Origin of the sequence: Paraburkholderia sp. (assembly GCF_047605525.1) — a bacterium.
GTDB lineage: Bacteria > Pseudomonadota > Gammaproteobacteria > Burkholderiales > Burkholderiaceae > Paraburkholderia.
This window is the reverse complement of record NZ_JASGFN010000034.1, coordinates 20,337-37,866: the sequence shown is the minus strand read 5'-3', so window position 1 is coordinate 37,866 and position 17,530 is coordinate 20,337. Positions and strand designations below refer to the sequence as shown.

Annotated in this window: 12 protein-coding genes; 7 read left to right on the top strand and 5 right to left on the bottom strand. The window is 67.0% G+C overall.

The window, feature by feature from the left end; all coding sequences use genetic code 11:
• Positions 1-56: 56 nt before the first annotated feature.
• A complete protein-coding gene (locus QM685_RS33170) occupies positions 57-1,136 on the bottom strand; it encodes a substrate-binding domain-containing protein (RefSeq protein WP_415123480.1) in 1,080 nt (359 codons plus the stop codon).
• Positions 1,137-1,270: 134 nt separating this feature from the next.
• On the opposite strand from QM685_RS33170, the gene QM685_RS33165 reads away from it, so the two are divergent.
• Genes QM685_RS33165 through QM685_RS33150 form a run of 4 tightly spaced genes read left to right on the top strand, consistent with a single transcriptional unit; the run spans position 1,271 to position 6,572 of the window.
• A complete protein-coding gene (locus QM685_RS33165; RefSeq protein WP_415123479.1) occupies positions 1,271-1,756 on the top strand; it encodes an NAD(P)H-dependent oxidoreductase subunit E in 486 nt (161 codons plus the stop codon).
• Complete coding sequence (locus QM685_RS33160) at positions 1,753-3,336, top strand: formate dehydrogenase beta subunit (protein ID WP_415123478.1); 1,584 nt, start codon at positions 1,753-1,755, stop codon at positions 3,334-3,336. The genes QM685_RS33165 and QM685_RS33160 overlap by 4 nt, the downstream gene beginning before the upstream one ends.
• Positions 3,337-3,351: 15 nt before the next feature.
• On the top strand, positions 3,352-6,309 hold the full coding sequence (gene fdhF / locus QM685_RS33155) for a formate dehydrogenase subunit alpha (RefSeq protein ID WP_415123477.1): 2,958 nt from the start codon (positions 3,352-3,354) through the stop codon (positions 6,307-6,309).
• A gap of 8 nt (positions 6,310-6,317) precedes the next feature.
• Positions 6,318-6,572 carry a formate dehydrogenase subunit delta gene (locus tag QM685_RS33150; protein WP_415123476.1) on the top strand — a complete coding sequence of 85 codons (255 nt, stop codon included), beginning with the start codon at positions 6,318-6,320 and terminating at the stop codon, positions 6,570-6,572.
• A gap of 78 nt (positions 6,573-6,650) precedes the next feature.
• On the opposite strand, the gene QM685_RS33145 is transcribed toward QM685_RS33150, so the two are convergent.
• Positions 6,651-8,393 carry an FAD-dependent monooxygenase gene (locus QM685_RS33145; RefSeq protein WP_415123475.1) on the bottom strand — a complete coding sequence of 581 codons (1,743 nt, stop codon included), beginning with the start codon at positions 8,391-8,393 and terminating at the stop codon, positions 6,651-6,653.
• 212 nt (positions 8,394-8,605) lie between these two features.
• On the opposite strand from QM685_RS33145, the gene QM685_RS33140 reads away from it, so the two are divergent.
• The gene (locus tag QM685_RS33140) at positions 8,606-10,453 is read left to right on the top strand and encodes a tetratricopeptide repeat protein (protein WP_415123474.1); all 1,848 of its coding nucleotides are present in this window, start codon (positions 8,606-8,608) and stop codon (positions 10,451-10,453) included.
• 128 nt (positions 10,454-10,581) lie between these two features.
• Here QM685_RS33140 and QM685_RS33135 read toward each other — a convergent pair whose 3' ends face one another.
• On the bottom strand, positions 10,582-11,883 hold the full coding sequence (locus QM685_RS33135; RefSeq protein WP_415123473.1) for an MFS transporter: 1,302 nt from the start codon (positions 11,881-11,883) through the stop codon (positions 10,582-10,584).
• A gap of 312 nt (positions 11,884-12,195) precedes the next feature.
• On the opposite strand from QM685_RS33135, the gene QM685_RS33130 reads away from it, so the two are divergent.
• The gene (locus QM685_RS33130) at positions 12,196-12,720 is read left to right on the top strand and encodes a GNAT family N-acetyltransferase (RefSeq protein WP_415123472.1); all 525 of its coding nucleotides are present in this window, start codon (positions 12,196-12,198) and stop codon (positions 12,718-12,720) included.
• A gap of 300 nt (positions 12,721-13,020) precedes the next feature.
• Positions 13,021-13,890, top strand: coding sequence for a hypothetical protein (locus QM685_RS33125; protein WP_415123471.1), 870 nt, complete (start codon positions 13,021-13,023; stop codon positions 13,888-13,890).
• A gap of 55 nt (positions 13,891-13,945) precedes the next feature.
• Here the strand turns inward: QM685_RS33125 and QM685_RS33120 are convergent, their stop codons facing one another.
• Both QM685_RS33120 and QM685_RS33115 read right to left on the bottom strand, forming a co-directional pair.
• Positions 13,946-15,460, bottom strand: a complete 1,515-nt coding sequence (locus tag QM685_RS33120; RefSeq protein WP_415123470.1) for a gamma-glutamyl-gamma-aminobutyrate hydrolase family protein — start codon at positions 15,458-15,460, stop codon at positions 13,946-13,948.
• A gap of 136 nt (positions 15,461-15,596) precedes the next feature.
• The gene (locus QM685_RS33115) at positions 15,597-17,354 is read right to left on the bottom strand and encodes a cation:proton antiporter (protein WP_415123469.1); all 1,758 of its coding nucleotides are present in this window, start codon (positions 17,352-17,354) and stop codon (positions 15,597-15,599) included.
• Between the last annotated feature and the right edge of the window lie 176 nt (positions 17,355-17,530).

Sequence of the window (17,530 nt, the reverse complement as noted above, 5' to 3'; positions counted from 1 at the left end):
CGGCGTGCTTCGCAGCGGCACGGGCGGTCCGGCCCGGCTTTTATGATTACAGGCTCTTACGCCACCCCCTCTCCAAGCCCCTCGGCCAGTCCCACCAATCTGCCGCAATCACGCGGATCGTAGCCGTCGAGATGCTCGACACTATGACGAAACGCGCTGCTGCGCAGCAGATCGATCACCGCCGCGAGCGGTGCGCGCCCGAGGTGCGCGCGGTCGCACGCGAAGTAATAGTCCTCGTCGACGATCGGAATGAAGTCGAGTCCGAAGTGATGCGCGGCCGGCTTCACGCCGAAACCGACGTCCGCCATGCCGCTCGCGACGAACGCCGCGATCGCCGAATGCGTGAGCTCGGTCGACGCATACCCGTTGACACGGTCCGGGTCCACGCCGAGCCGGCGCAGCGCGAGATCGAGCAGCATCCGCGTGCCGGAGCCCGGCTGGCGGTTGACGAAGCGGATGTCGTCGCGCGCGAGATCGCCGAGCCCACCGATCCGCTTCGGATTGCCCTTGCCGATGAAGAGCCCCTGCTTGCGCCGCGTCAGATGCAAGAGCACGTGGCGCTGCGGATCGAGCCAGCGCCGGTAGGCGTCGGCGCACGTCGCGCGAAATTCGCCGAGCGGCAGATGAAAACCCGCCAGATCGCATTCGCCGCGCGCGAGCGCGCTGACCGCGTCCGCGCTGTCGCGATACTTGATGTCGACCGGCAGATCGCCGGCGACGAGCGCCGTCACGAGCGCGGCCACCGCATAGCCATGTGATGCGTGGATGCGCACGTCGTCGGCGGGCGGCGCGAGCCAGCGGTTCAGATCGCTCGCCACCTCGCTCGCGAGCGCCTGCAGGTTGCCGTCGAGCCGCTCCCCGCATAGCTTCTGCGCACGCAGCACCGCGTGACCGAGTTCGGACAGCACCGAGCCGCGCCCACGCTCCTTCGCGATCAGCGGGCCGCCGAGGCGCTCCTCGATGCCGCGCAGCAAACCCCACGCATGCCGGTAGGACAAACCCTTAAGCGCGGCGGCCTGCGCAATGCTGCCGGATTCGTCGACGAGCGCGAGCAACGGCACCACGTCCGACAGGCTGGCCTCGCGGCCGTCCACGCCCTTCACCACCAGTTCGACCTGACATTCGATCCTGACCATATATGTTCAACTCGTTCCTATTGCGCGCACCGGTTGGGCCGCCTATCTTTCGGCTATACCATATCGAATAAGCGAAGCATACGTGCACGTATTATGAATAACAAGTGCATATATCGCTTTGGAGGAGCCCCCAATTGGACGATTCTCTCGCCACGGCGCCGGATCAGCTCGTGCAGCGTCACGCGCGGCCGGGCCGGTCGCTGCTGGCCATCCTGCACGCGATCCAGGACGAACTCGGCTATGTGCCGCCCCGCGCGGTCGAACCGCTTGCTCGCGCGCTGAACCTGTCGCGCGCGGAAGTGCACGGCGTCATCACCTACTACCACCATTTCCGCATACAGCCGCCCGCGCCCGTCACCGTGCAGTTGTGCCGCGCGGAAGCGTGCCGCAGCATGGGCACCGAAGCGCTCGCGCAGCATATCGAGGCGCACACCGGCTGCCGCTTCGATGCCGCGCACGAGGCCGGCGCGACGGTCGAACTCGAATCGGTCTATTGCCTCGGCCAATGCGCGCTGTCACCGGCCATGATGCTCAACGGCACGCTGCACGCGCGCGTGTCGCCGCGCAAATTCGACGCGCTGTTCGCGGCCGCCCGCAAGTGCGTGGAGGTGCCGGCATGACGCGCATCTACGTCCCCCGCGATTCGTCGGCGCTCGCGCTCGGCGCCGACGCCGTCGCGCAGGCGATCGAAGCCGAAGCCGCGCGCCGCGGCATCGATATCGAACTGATCCGCAACGGCACGCGCGGTCTGCTGTGGCTCGAACCGCTCGTCGAAGTCGCGACGCCCGCAGGCCGCATCGGCTATGCGAACGTCGAAGCCGGCGACGTCGCCGCGCTGTTCGACGCGGGCTTCGTCGACGGCGGCGAGCATGCGCGGCGCGTCGGCGTGGTCGACGAGATTCCGTATCTGAAAAAGCAGCAGCGCCTGACTTTCGCGCGCATCGGCATCACCGATCCGCTGTCGATCGACGACTACGTCGCGCACGGCGGCCTCGAAGGGTTGCGTCGCGCGCTGCGGACCGACGGCGACGCCGCCTGCGAAGCGCTGATCGAATCGGGCCTGCGCGGCCGCGGCGGCGCGGCGTTCCCGGCCGGCATCAAATGGCGCACGGTGCGCGGCGCGCAGGCGGCGCAGAAGTACATCGTCTGCAACGCCGACGAAGGCGACTCGGGCACCTTCTCCGATCGCCTCGTGATGGAAAGCGACCCGTACATGCTGATCGAAGGCATGCTGATCGCGGGCGTCGCGACCGGCGCGACAGTCGGCTACATCTACGTGCGCAGCGAGTATCCGCATTCGATCGCGACGCTCGAAACCGCGATCGCCCGCGCCCGCGCGGCGGGCTGGCTCGGCGACAGCGTGCTCGGCTCGAGCGCGCATCGCTTCGAGCTGTTCGTCGCGAAAGGCGCCGGCTCGTACGTGTGCGGCGAGGAAACCGCGCTGCTCGAATCGCTCGAAGGCAAGCGCGGCATCGTCCGCGCGAAGCCGCCGGTGCCCGCGCTCGCGGGCCTCTACGGCCAGCCGACCGTGATCAACAACGTGATCACGCTCGCCACCGTGCCGGTCATCTTCGCGCGCGGCGCGGCGTTCTACAAAGACTTCGGCATGGGCCGCTCGCGCGGCACGCTGCCGTTCCAGCTCGCCGGCAACGTCAAGCGCGGTGGTCTCGTCGAGCTCGCGTTCGGCGTGACGCTGCGCGAACTGCTCGATGACTACGGCGGCGGCACCGCGAGCGGCCGCCCCGCGCGCGCGGTGCAGGTGGGCGGCCCGCTCGGCACCTATCTGCCGGAAAGCCAGTGGGACATTCCGATGGACTACGAGGCCTACGCGGCAGTCGGCGCGGTGATCGGCCACGGCGGTCTGGTCGTGCATGACGACACGTCGAATCTCGCCGAGCTCGCGCAATACGCGATGCACTTCTGCGCGCTCGAATCGTGCGGCAAATGCACGCCGTGCCGGATCGGCTCGACGCGCGGCGTCGAGGTGATCGCGCGGATCCGCAACGGCGACACGTCGACGCGCCAGGTGCAACTGCTGCGCGATCTGTGCGACACGATGGTGTCCGGTTCGCTGTGCGCGATGGGCGGCATGACGCCGTATCCGGTGCTGTCCGCGCTCGATCACTTCCCCGAAGATTTCGGTCTCGCCGCCGCGCAGGCTCATGGCGCCGATCAATCAACCAAAGCCGCCGCGGCCTGAACCAGGAGCCCCATCATGTCCGATCCGATCAACTCCTCTTCCGGCGGCTGCGGCTCTGGCAATTGCGCGTGCAAGTCGCAGGCACGGGCACGCGCCGCCCATCCCTTCGCCGACGACACCGACTACGGCACCCCCGCGCGCCACTCGGACGTCGACGTCACGCTGGAAATCGACGGCCAGGCGGTGACGGTACCCGCCGGCACGTCGGTGATGCGCGCGGCGATCGAAGCCGGCGTCAACGTGCCGAAGCTGTGCGCGACCGATTCGCTCGAACCGTTCGGCTCGTGCCGTCTGTGCCTCGTCGAGATCGAAGGCCGGCGCGGCTATCCGGCCTCGTGCACGACACCGGTCGAAGCCGGCATGAAGGTGCGCACGCAGACCGACCGTCTGCAGTCGCTGCGCCGCAACGTGATGGAGCTGTACATCTCCGATCACCCGCTCGACTGCCTCACCTGCCCCGCCAACGGCGACTGCGAACTGCAGGACATGGCGGGCGTGACCGGCCTGCGCGAAGTGCGCTACGGCTTCGACGGCGCGAATCACCTGCAGGACCGGAAAGACGAATCGAATCCGTACTTCACGTACGACCCGTCGAAGTGCATCGTCTGCAACCGCTGCGTGCGCGCGTGCGAGGAAACCCAGGGCACGTTCGCGCTGACGATCACCGCGCGCGGCTTCGAATCGCGCGTCGCCGCCAGCGACAACCAGCCGTTCATGGACTCGGAGTGCGTATCGTGCGGCGCCTGCGTGGCCGCCTGCCCGACCGCGACCTTGCAGGAAAAAACCGTCGTGATGCTCGGCCAGCCCGAGCATTCGGTCGTCACGACCTGCGCGTATTGCGGCGTCGGCTGCTCGTTCAAGGCCGAGATGAAGGGCAACCAGGTCGTGCGGATGGTGCCGCACAAGAATGGCCACGCGAACGAGGGCCACGCGTGCGTGAAGGGCCGCTTCGCGTGGGGCTACGCGACGCACAAGGACCGCATCAAAAAGCCGATGATCCGCGCGAAGATCACCGACCCGTGGCGCGAAGTCAGTTGGGACGAAGCGATCAGCTACGCGGCTGCGGAATTCCGCCGCATCCAGGCGAAGCACGGCCGCGATTCGATCGGCGGGATCACGTCGTCGCGCTGCACGAACGAGGAAACCTACCTCGTGCAGAAGCTCGTGCGCGCCGCGTTCGGCAACAACAACGTCGACACCTGCGCGCGTGTGTGCCATTCGCCGACCGGCTACGGGCTGAAGACGACGATCGGCGAATCGGCGGGCACGCAGACGTTCGCATCGGTCGACAAGGCCGACGTCATCATGGTGATCGGCGCGAATCCGACCGACGGCCACCCGGTGTTCGGCTCGCGTCTGAAGCGCCGCGTACGCGAGGGCGCGAAGCTGATCGTCGTCGACCCGCGCCGGATCGACATCGTCGATACGCCGCACGTGAAGGCGTCGCATCATCTGCAATTGCGCCCCGGCACCAATGTCGCGATCGTCAACGCGCTCGCGCACGTGATCGTCACCGAAGGCCTGCTCGACGAGGCGTTCATCGCCGAGCGCTGCGAAACGCGCGCGTTCGAGCAGTGGCGCGCTTTCGTCGCGCTGCCGGAGAACGCGCCCGAGGCGACCGAAGCGGCGACCGGCGTGCCGGCGCAGCAGGTGCGCGAAGCCGCGCGCCTCTATGCGACGGGTGGCAATGCCGCGATCTACTATGGCCTCGGCGTCACCGAACACGCACAAGGCTCGACGACGGTGATCGGCATCGCGAACCTCGCGATGGCGACCGGCAACATCGGCCGCGAAGGCGTCGGCGTGAATCCGCTGCGCGGCCAGAACAACGTGCAGGGCTCGTGCGACATGGGCTCGTTCCCGCACGAACTGCCGGGCTATCGCCATATCGGCGACCCGCTCGTGCGCTCGCAATTCGAGGACGCATGGAACGTGACGCTGCAGCCCGAACCGGGCCTGCGCATTCCGAACATGTTCGACGCCGCGCTGCACGGCAGCTTCAAGGGCCTCTACTGCCAGGGCGAGGACATCGTGCAGTCGGACCCGAACACGCATCATGTGGCGGCGGCGCTGTCGTCGATGGAATGCATCGTCGTGCAGGACATCTTCCTCAACGAAACCGCGAAGTACGCGCACGTGCTGCTGCCCGGCTCGTCGTTCCTCGAAAAGGACGGCACGTTCACCAACGCCGAGCGCCGCATCTCGCGCGTGCGCAAGGTGATGCCGCCGCTCGGCGGTTACGCGGACTGGGAAGTCACGCTGCTGCTGTCGCGCGCGCTCGGCTACGAGATGGACTACACGCATCCGTCCGAAATCATGGATGAAATCGCACGGCTCACGCCGACGTTCCACGGCGTGTCGTATCGCAAGCTCGACGAACTCGGCAGCATCCAGTGGCCGTGCAACGAAGCGGCCCCCGACGGCACGCCGACGATGCACGTCGACACGTTCGTGCGCGGCAAGGGCAAGTTCGTGATCACGAAGTTCATTGCGTCGCCGGAAAAAGTCACGCGCAAGTATCCGCTGCTGCTGACGACCGGCCGCATCCTGTCGCAGTACAACGTCGGCGCGCAGACGCGCCGCACCGAGAACTCGCGCTGGCATGACGAGGATCGGCTCGAACTGCATCCGCACGACGCGCAGGAACGCGGCATCAAAACCGGCGACTGGGTCGGCATCGAATCGCGCGCGGGGCAGACCGTGCTGCGCGCGAAGGTCACGTCGCGGATGCAGCCGGGCGTCGTCTACACGACATTCCACTTCCCCGAGTCGGGCGCGAACGTGATCACGACCGACAGCTCCGACTGGGCGACCAACTGCCCGGAATACAAGGTGACCGCGGTGCAGGTGATGCCGGTCGAACAGCCGTCGCAATGGCAGAAGGACTATTCGCGCTTCAATAGCGAGCAGCTCGATCTGCTGAGGCAGCGCGAACTGGCTAATAACGTCACTGCGGTAACCGCGGGCAAGTGAGGCGAGTCATGGACAATCGGAATCTGATCGACATGGCGAACCGGATCGGCGATTTCTTCGAGTCGATGCCGGACCACGAGGAAGCGCTGACCGGTACCGCCGACCACATCCGCCGCTTCTGGGAGCCGCGCATGCGACGCGCGCTGCTCGCGACGCTCGACGAAGCGCCGGATGCGTACGACATCGCGCTGACGGACTTCACGCGCGAGGCGATCGTCAGGCATCGCGCGGAGTTGATGCCCGCCGATGCTTCGGCGGCTTAGATCACGGCGTAGGCCACTTCCAGCATCTTCGGCCGCTTTCACCTGCCCCGCGCGCACCACGCGACAGGCGGGAGCCCGTCACAGCACCGCCTGCTCCGGTATCTCTCCCCCCACCGCGAACCACGCCTCGCAGTGCCGCAACAGACCATGCAGGTCCGAGCCGGTGCGCCCGCGCGCGCTGATATAGCCGTCCGGCCGCACCAGATAGAACGACGGCCGCGTGCGTCCATACGATTCGGCGAGCGCCGGGGCTCCGTCGCCGGTCGTATCGGTGATGCGCCAGATTCGCACCGTGCCCGGCAGCAGCCGCTCGATCTCGGCGGCGAGCTTTTCCACTTCGGGATCCGGCGGCGGCGCATGCTTCGCGGCGGGATCGAGCGGCGTGCCGTCGACGGGCAGCGGCGGCACCAGCAGGAACAGCGAGAAGAACGCCGGGTCGTGCAGATCGAAAATGCAGCCGACGCCCGGCGCGCGTCCGAGCGGCCCGTCGACCACATGCACGAGTGCATCCGGCGCCCGCTCGCCCGCGCGCGGGCCGCCGTCGAGCACGCGTTCGAGCGTGAGCGGACTGCGCCGGTACTGGATCGACAGCTCGCTGATCGTCGCGCGCGCGGCGTCGCGCAGCGGACCGAACGCGGCCAGCACCGGCATCACGCGCTCGCGCAGCAGCTTCAGCGGACCGTGATCGGCCTCGGCCATCTGCGTGATGAAGCCGGTCTGCCGCAGCACGTCGCGCTCGATCGGATGCCGTTCGAGGTGATACGTGTCGAGCAGCCGGTCCGGCGCCGCGCCGCGGATCACGCGCGCGAGCTTCCAGCCCAGATTCAACGCCTCCTGGATGCCGGTGTTCATACCCTGCGCGCCGGCCGGGCTATGTACGTGCGCGGCGTCGCCGGCGAGGAAGACGCGGCCCACACGCAGGCGATCCACCATCCGGCTGTTCACATGAAAGTACGACGACCACGCGAGATCCGATACGTCGACGCGTTCGCGCACGCGCCGCGCGATCAGCGCCTTGCATTGCTCGAGCGACGGCGGCGGCGTCGGGTTCGGCGGCGGCTCATCGGGTTCCGCGGGCATCGCGGATGCAACGGATGTCGACGGCGCGGCGGCATCCGCCGGCTCGAGCGCGTGATCGGCGATCAGCCGATGACGGCCGTGGCCCATTGGAAAGAGCGCGACCAGCCCTTCGCCGGACGCGAAGATATGGAACTCGTCGTCGGGCCAGTCGGTTTCCGCATGCAGGTCGGCGAGCAGGAAGGTCTGCGCGAAAGTCCTGCCCTCGAAGTCCAGCCCGAGCCGGTGGCGGATCGCGCTGTGCGCGCCGTCCGCGGCGATCAGGTACGACGGCCGCATCGTTTCGGTATGCCCGTCCGCGCGGCGCAGCGTCGCCACAATGCTCGCGGCGCCCTGCGCGAACACCGTCAGTTCGACGCCGCGCTCGACCGTCACGCCGAGCGTCGCGAGATGTTCGGTGAGCAGCCACTCGGTCACCGACTGATCGAGAAACAGCAGATACGGATAGCGCGTGTGCAGCGGATCGAAATCGAGCCGCGCGAGCCGCATGCCGTTCGAGAACAGATTGGCGACGCGCGCGCGATGGCCGAGTTCGAGAAACGGTTCGATCAGCCGATGCTGTTCGAGCAGTTCGAGCGTGCGCGCCTGAATGCCGACGGCGCGTGAATACGGGTTCGGCTGCGGCGCCTTGTCGATCAGACGCACGGGGATATGAGCGCGCGCAAGACTCATCGCTGCGGCTAGCCCGGTAGGACCGGCCCCGACGATCAGCACCGGCGACGCATCGTAGGCGGCAGCGTCCATGCGGAACTCCGGATGCAACAATGCGTTCTAGTGTACGCCGCCGTTCATATGGCGAACGGTGCGCTGCATCAATCGCAGTCACCGGATACGCGCGGCGCATGAAGGCCGCACCCGCGCCGCACGCCGCACACCCTACGGACCACCCAAATCCGGACCCCGCCGGCAAGTATGGGAAAATGCGGCCTCAGTTTGATCCGAATCCCATCCCCGTCATGCAACCTGTATTTGACCGCGCGTTCGCCGCGCATCGTGACGGCCGCCTCGACGATGCCGAACGCGGCTACCGCGCGACACTCGAGCACAATCCCAGCCACGTCGACGCGCTCCATCTGCTCGGCGTGCTGCGCCATCAGCAGGGCCAGCACGCGGAAGCCGCGGAGCTGGTGCGGCGCGCGGTGAACCTGCGCCCCGAAGACGCCGCGCTGCAACTGAACCTCGGCAATGCGCTGAAGGCGCTCGGCCAGATCGACGCGGCGATCGAGCAGTTCCGCAACGCGCTGACGCTCGCGCCGACCTTCCCGATGGCGCACTACAACCTCGGCAACGCATACGCGTCGCTGGGGCGCCATGAAGACGCCGCCGACGCGTTCGAACGATCGGTGCGGCTGCAACCGGACGACGCGTCGTCGCACAACAATCTCGGCAACGCACTGCACGCGCTCGGGCGTCATACGGACGCGATCACGTCGTTCCGGCGCGCGCTCGAGCTGCGTCCCGGTCACGCGGGCGCGCTGAACAACATGGGCATGTCGCTGAACGCGCTCGATCGGCCGGACGATGCGCTGCCCTGCTTCCGGGCCGCGCTCGCCGCCGAGCCGCGCTTCGTCGCCGCGCATTTCAATCTCGCCAATACGCTCGACGCAACCGGCCGCCATGCGGAAGCCGTCGCCTCGTTCGAGACGGTGCTGCGTTTGCAGCCGAACCTGCCGCCCGCGATCTACGGAATGGGCAACGCACTCGTGGCGCTCGGCCGTGCCGGGCAGGCGCTGCCGTATCTCGAGCGCGCGGTCGGTCTCGATCCGCAATTCGCGCTCGCGTGGCTCGCGCTCGGCACCGCGCACCAGGCGCTCGGCGCGCATGCGGCCGCGGTGCGCGCGTTCGATCAGGCGCTGCGCCTGCGTCCCGATCTCGCGTCCGCGCATCTGAACCGCGCGCTCGCATGGCTCGCGATGCGCGATTTCGCGCGCGGCCTGCCCGAATACGAATGGCGGCTGCAAACGCTCGCGCAGCCGGTGATCCAGACGTTGCCGCGCTGGCACGGCGAGCCGATCGACAGGCACACGCTGCTGATCCACGCCGAACAGGGTTTCGGCGACACGCTGCAGTTCGTGCGCTTCGTGCCGCTCGCCGCGCAGCGCGCCGCGCGCGTCGTGCTCGAAGTGCAGCCGGCGTTACTGCCGTTGCTTGCCCCCGCCGCGCACGCGTGGCGCGTGACGCTGATCGCGCGGGGCCAGCCGCGCCCCGCCGCCGATCTGCAGATTCCGCTGCTGAGCCTGCCGCTCGCGCTCGGTACACACTACGACACGATTCCGGCCCGCACGCCCTATCTGAACGTGCCGCCGGCCTACGGCCGCAAATGGCGCGGCTCGCTCGGCGGCCACGCGAAACGCAAGATCGGGCTCGCGTGGTCGGGACGCATCCAGCGCAACGAAACGCGTTCGATGCCGCTTGCCGCGCTCGATCCGCTGTTCGCGCTCGACGGTATCGACTGGATCGTGCTGCAGCCCGATCTCAGCGGCGACGAGCGCGCGGCGCTCGACGCGCATCCGCGCGCCGCGTCGATCCATCGCTACGATGCGCGCATCGGCGACTTCGCGGATACCGCGGCGATCATCGAACGGCTCGACGCGGTCGTGTCGATCGATACGTCGATCGCGCACCTCGCGGGCGCGCTGCGCAAGCCGCTGTGGCTGATGCTGCCGTTCGCCGCCGACTGGCGCTGGTTCGACGGCGATACGCGCAGTCCGTGGTATCCGGGCGCGACGCTCGTGCGCCAGCCGCGGCCCGGCGCGTGGGATGAAGTCGTCGAGGCGGTGGCGAAGGAACTGCGGCACGGCTAGGCGCGAGTGCCCGCCGTGTCCGCACAAGTCCCACGGCAACCGCTGCGCCGCCGCAAAAGCAGAACCCCCGCGTTCGCGAGAACGCGGGGGTTCTGTCCTTCAGGCTGGCAAGCGAAGCAACGCGCCCGTCAGGCCGCCCGATACTGATTGCGCGACTCCGGCGTGCGATACAGGAACAGCGTCGCGAGCAGGCCGCAGATCGCCGCCACGCCGAGGACCAGACCCGGCGCCGCCTTGTTGCTCGTCACGTGGATCACCAGCGTCGCGATGGCCGGCGTGAAGCCGCCGATCGTCGTCGCGAGGCTGTATGCGAGCGAGAAGCCGGCGGTGCGCACTTCGACCGGCATCACTTCGGTCAGCGCCACCACCATCGCGCCGTTATAGCAGCCGTACAGGAACGACAGCCACAACTGCACCGCGAGCAGCCGCAGGAACGACGGATCGGCGACCAGCCATTGCAGCGCCGGATACGCGGTGACGATCGTCAGGATCGTGAACGCGAGCAGCACCGGACGGCGGCCGACGCGATCCGACAGCGCGCCGGACAGCGGCAGCCAGATCAGGTTCGAGATACCGACACAAACCGTCACGACGAGCGTGTCGATCGCCGACAGCTTCAGCACTTCCCTGCCGAAGGTCGGCGTGTACGCGGTGATCATGTAGAACGACACGGTGGTCATGATGACCATGCCCATCCCACCCAGCACGACCGGATAGTTCGCGAGCATCGACTTCATGATCTCGCCCATGCCCGGGCGATGCTTGCGCTTCGCGAACTCCTCGGTTTCCTGCAGCGAGCGCCGGATGATGAACAGGAACGGCACGATCAGACAGCCGATCAGGAACGGCACGCGCCAGCCCCACGCGGTCATCTGGTCGGCGGGCAGGAGCTTGTTGAGCATCACGCCGATCAGCGCGGCGAACACCACCGCGACCTGCTGGCTGCCCGACTGCCACGAACAGTAGAAGCCCTTGTTGCCCCGGGTGGCGATCTCCGACAGATACACCGACACGCCGCCCAGCTCGACCCCGGCCGAGAACCCTTGCAGCAGCCGCCCGAGCAGCACGAGCACCGGCGCGACGAGGCCGATGGTCGCGTAGCCCGGAATCGCCGCGACCGTCAGCGTGCCGAGCGCCATCAGGCTCAGCGTGAGGATCAGGCCTTTGCGGCGGCCGTGGTGGTCGATGTAGGCGCCGAGCACGATCGCGCCGATCGGCCGCATCAGGAAGCCCGCGCCGAATACGGACAGCGACAGCATCAGCGACGCGAATGCGTTGCCGCTCGGGAAGTAGGTCTTGGCGATCGCCGAAGCGTAGTAGCCGTAGACCATGAAGTCATACATCTCAAGAAAGTTGCCGCTGACGACGCGGAACACTGTCTTGACTTTGGATTCTTCCGTCACGGAAGTAGCGTGGGTCGCAGTAGACATGACACTCTCGGATGAACCCGCCGCCGCGCCGCGCGCAGGCGGAGCATGACGATCGGGCAGTTGAAACGGTCCGCCGCGTTTCGCAAGCGGATGCCGCGGACGGACGAAAAAATGCGCCCCTTGAGGCGCCGCATTCTGATGCTTACAGCGTTCACGCAACATCAGGGTAAACGTTGTGATTCACGCAGCGCCCGCGCCACGTAATGTTACTGCTGATGTTGCCGTAAAACGCATACAGTTGGCTTACGTTCCGCTATCGGCGGGTGGCGCGGTAGACTCTCCGCGCGATGTCATTCAGTTGGTTTTATTCCGATGCGAACCGCCCCTGCTCTCTCGCTGCGCCCCGCGACCGTCGAGGACGCCGGCCTCATTGCGTCGATTCACAGTGCCAGTTGGCAGGCCACCTATCGCGGTCTGTTGCCCGATGCCTTTCTCGACGGCGAAGTCGCGCGCGAACGCGCCGCTTACTGGGAGGCGCGCCTCGACGCGCCGGGCGGCGAGCGCCGCATCGTGCTGATCGCCGAGCTCGACGGCGAGCCGACCGGCTTCGTGTGCGTCGAGCGTCAGCCGCAGTCCGCCTGGGGCGTGCTGCTCGACAACCTGCATGCGCTGCCGGGCTATCAGGGCATCGGCGTCGGCAGGACGCTGATGCGCGCCGCCGAGGACTGGGCGCGCGCGCAGGGCGAGGCGCAGTTGTATCTGTACGTGCTCGAGGGCAACACGCCGGCAATCGGTTTTTATGAGCGGCACGGCTGGAAATTCGTCGGCGCCGAGCCGGATCATATGGGCGGTGTGGACATCACCGCGTTGCGGTACGTGTACCGGTTGAAGCCGTGACGTCGTGAGGCCATCGCGCGCGTCGATCGTTTGCACGATGCTTTCATTTTTCAGAGCGATCCGATTGCCGGAGTGGATTGCCTCGAGGCAACATTTTTTTATTGCCGATGGCTTCTGCGGGTAACCGCCTCTCTCCTTGCCTCTCCTGCTATTCCGTGACTGCTCACCGGCGGCCCTGTCATCGGGCACCGGAATGAACCGATGTCCAGCACTCCGCTTACCCTGATCGAAGGCGCTTACGCGCTGCCCCGCCTGCGTCCGCTCGAAGACGTCCCCGCGCCGTTGCGTCGTGAATGGGCGTTGCTCGCGCCCGGCTATAGCTGGCGAAAGGAACTCAGATCGTTCTATGCGGCGCTATTGCACACGGGCTGCCTGAGCAACCGGGAGTTTTTGTCGCGTCGTAGATGGATGCCGCTCGATGCCGGGCTTGTGGTTGCGTCATCCGCTGCCGCACCTTCCACAGCGGCGGCGGCGAAACCCACCCTGGTGCCGGGCACGATGCGTAACGATGTGCCGCGGGCGGTCGCTCAAGCACCGACGCGGGTGACGCTGAAGCTGCGCCCGTCCAGCAGAGCGAAACGTCGCGCTTCACGCTATTGGCATGTGATGGCGGCTAGCATCTGCATCGTCGGTGGAGTTGCGGTGCTTGCGTGGATTGCACTCGATCGATACGAGGCGGTTCGTCAGATGACCGGTGAACTGCCGAGACCCGCGGCCATCGGAACGGGTAATCACGATGGGCAAGCCGGCACGCGGCAAGCGGCTGTTGGCGAGGAGTCTCACGCGCATGCGGCGCTACGGCCTGCCGATGTTGCGTCCACCATTGCGTCCACCTCTACGCCGCCATCGGCTCCGGTTCATGGCCCGGTGTCCGGCGGCAAACCGGCTCCGTCGCCGTCGTCGCAACGTACGCGCGTGCGGCACGTAACGGCCATGCGCGCCACGCCGGACACGTCGCTCCCATTACTTGCGCAATCGACCGCGCGAACCGACGCGCCGTTCGCGCAAGCCTGGCTCGATGGCAATGAATACGCCACTATCACGACATCCGCCGCAACCCATCCGCGCGCTGTCACGTCGAACAGTCGGCAGGCAAGCAGCGACACCGAGTGGATGAACTACATGACACAGCGTCGCGTCACCGAAATTCCGGAGCAATTCACGCAGTGACTTTGCGCTGAAGCACTCAAAGCGACACCACCAAAAAAACGCGCGACGCGCGGCCCTAAAACCGCGTCTCCCGCGCGACCCGCAGGAACGTATCGAGCAGCGGCGTGCAATCGAGCAATTCCGGGCCGCCCGCGCGATGAAACTCCGGATGCCACTGCACGCCCATCACGAACGGCGCGCGCCGGTAGCGCACCGCCTCGATGATGCCGTCCGACGCCGACACCGCCTCGATATTGAGATCGCGGCCGAGCGTCTTCACCGCCTGGTGGTGAATCGAGTTGACAATCGCATCGCGCCGTCCGGGAAACATGTTGAGCAGCGTCGAGCCGTCCGGAAAATGCACACCGTGCCGGTGCTGATCGTAGTTCTCGTTGACGTGCACGTTCGCGGTCGGCACATCGGTCGCGATGTCCTGATAGAGGGTGCCGCCGAATGCGACGTTGATCAGTTGACAGCCGCGGCACACGCCGAGCACCGGCTTGCCCGACTCGATGAATTCGTGCAGCAGCTCGAGCTCGTACATATCGCGCACGCGGTCACCGGGCCATTCGTGGCTGGTCGCCGTTTCCGCGTACGTCTGCGGCGAGACGTCGGCGCCGCCTTGCAGCAGCAGGCCGTCGAGATGCTTCGCGTAATCGCGCAAACGGATGTTGCTCGGGTGCAGCATGCCCTGATGGCCGACGGTCGGAATCATGAACACGAGCACGTCGCGCGACATCACCCAGTGCGCGATCGATTCCTCGAGATACTGCAGCGTCTTGCCGCGCAGTCCTTTCGCGCCCGGCTCCGGATGGAAGATGCGCGCCGACACGCCGATGCGCAGCGTGCGCTGCGTGATGCGCTGCCCGGCGCGATCGAACAGTTGCCGCGCGCGCGCCGCGATGATGCGGCCGAGCACGCTCCACGCCGAATCGTTCTGGCGCAGATAACGCGGCGGCGGCGACGGCGGCAACGCGTTGGGCGGCGGTGGATTGGCCGCGCTGAAATCGGGCGCCGCGCCGAAGCCCGGAGGCGGCGCGCCGGCCGGACGCGTGGTGGAGGCCGAGGCTTCTTCGGAGGCGACTTCGTCTTCGGCGGCGATGTCGTCGGCGAACGAGCTGGCCGGACTGGTCGAGCTGGCTGAAGCGCTTGCCGCGCCTGTGTGCGGCTCGCCGCTCGCGGACGCCGGGCTCGCCGGTCCGCGCGCTTCGGACTTCGTCGCCGTGGCGCTCGCCGCTTGCGAGCCGCCGCGCCGCGCTTCGCGTTCGTGGACCGCGGCTTCCTGCTGCGCGGTCGACGCGGCGGCGGCGCTGCGCGCCTCGGCCGCGTCGCGTAAGCGCGCCGTTTTCGGATCTTCGGGCGTGACCGCCGACGCGCTGATCGGATCGTCGGTCGATGACCTCACGGCCGCTTCCTCGGTTGCCGGATTCGTATCCTGAGCGGCCGACTGGGTAGCATCTTCACGCAATGGAGGCAGGGAGGCGGCCGGTTCGGCCGGGGCTGCGCCGGTGTGTGGCGCGCCGGATGGGGCGGGCGAGGCCGGCGACGGAGTGCCGGTCGTGCCGGCGTTTTCAGGTTTGTTTTCGCTCATGACTGTCGGACGGGCGCCTTCCACGCGAACGAATGAATATGCCCTGATTATCCGTCAGCGCAGCAGGCCCGGCAAACCCGCACACAATTACTCACATTGTTGCGGAGCTCGACACAAACCGGTCATCCCCCGGATGTCAGGGGTCCGGCTGCTCCTCGAAAGTCTCCCGCAAGGCAATCTGCATCGACGCGTGAATCTTCACGCACCAGCGCCACACGAGCGCGAGCAGCAGCGCGGCGCAGACCAGCACCGCGACGAGCAGCCCCGTCGGCGGCAGGATGCTGCCCGACAGCGCGGCCACCAGCAGAAACACGCCGATCATCGAGATGATCGGCACGACGTCGGCGATCGCGTAACGCAGCGCGCTCGTAAAGCGTCCGGCCGTACCCGGCTGCACGCTGACTTCGGCGAGCAGCAGCGCGAGCGATTTCGTCTTGCGATACACGGCCACCAGAAACGGCAGCGACACGATGAGCGCAACGCTCCACTGCACGACACGCTGCAGCGACGCGTCGGCGAGCCAGTTCGCGAGCAGCCTGCCCGTATGCGGCGCGCTATACGACACGGCCAGAAAGATCGCCGCGACGAGCGCGAGATTCACCGCGATCTGCAGAATGATCCGCCGCGTCATGCCGAACAGCGTCGGCTCGCCGCGCGCGGTGCTGAGACTGCGCAGCCACTGGCCATAGAGACCGAACGCGTTCGACAGCGTATCGGGCATCGCCCGCGCGAGCCGGCGCGTGAGCGGATCGGCGACGCGGATCAGATACGGTGTCGTGAGCGTGGTGAGCGCCGACACCGCAACCGCGATCGGATAGAGAAACGCGCTCGTCACCTTCAGCGTGAGGCCGAGCGACGCGATGATGAACGAGAACTCGCCGATCTGCGACACGGTCATGCCGACCCGCATCGCGGTGCGCCCGTCGCGGCCCGCGAGAAACGTGCCGAGCCCGCACGACACGATCTTGCCGGCGATCACCGCGAGCGTGATCACCACGATCGGCCACGCGTAGTCGAGCATCACGGCCGGGTTCAGCATCAGCCCGATCGTCACGAAGAAGATCGCGGAAAAGGCATCCCGGAGCGGCGCGATCAGATGCTCGATACGGTGCAGATGACGCGACTCGGCCATGATCGCGCCGATCAGAAACGCGCCGAGCGCAATGCTGTAGTCGAGCTTGACGACGAGCAGGCAAAAGCCGAAGCAGAAGCCGAGCACGGACACGAGCAGCATCTCGTCGCTGTGCGTGCGCGCGACGTAATTCAGCGCGCGCGGCACGAGCAGCACGCCGACCAGCAGCGACACCATCATGAACAGCATCAGCTTGCCGAGCGTGATCGCGGCGAGACCGGCGCTCAGTTGCCCGGTCTGTGCGATGCCCGTGAGCAGCACCAGCATCGCGATGCCGAGAATGTCCTCGACGATCAGAATGCCGAACACGAGCTGCGCGAAGCTCTCGCGCTTGAGTCCCAGATCGGACAGCGCCTTCACGATGATCGTCGTCGACGAGATCGCGAGGATCGCGCCGAGAAACAGCGAATCCATCGAATTCCAGCCGAACGCGCTGCCGATCTCATAGCCGATCCACAGCATCAGCACGATCTCGGAGAGCGCGGCGACGATCGCCGTCACGCCGACCTTGAACAGCTTGCGCAGGCTGAATTCGAGTCCGAGCGAAAACATCAGGAACACGACGCCGAGTTCGCCGAGCGTCTGGATCGTCTGTTCGTCGTGGATCAACTGGAACGGCGGCGTGTACGGCCCGATGATCACCCCGGCCGCGATATAGCCCAGCACCACCGGCTGCTTCAGCCGATGGAACAGCACGGTGACGATGCCGGCGAACGCCATCACGACGGCCAGGTCCTGAATAAAGCCGATGCCATGATGCATGAGCGCGTTCCTTACAAAAACGTAATCACGGAAAGCGCAGTGTAACAAACGGACCGGCATCGTTTCGACGCGTTTGCGCGAAACATGGCGCGGCGAGTCCGAGGCCGCGCGCGCCCGTAAAACCTTGCTCTACAATGCGGACGACACGATCCGCCGGCTCGCCAGTCCGCCGCCGC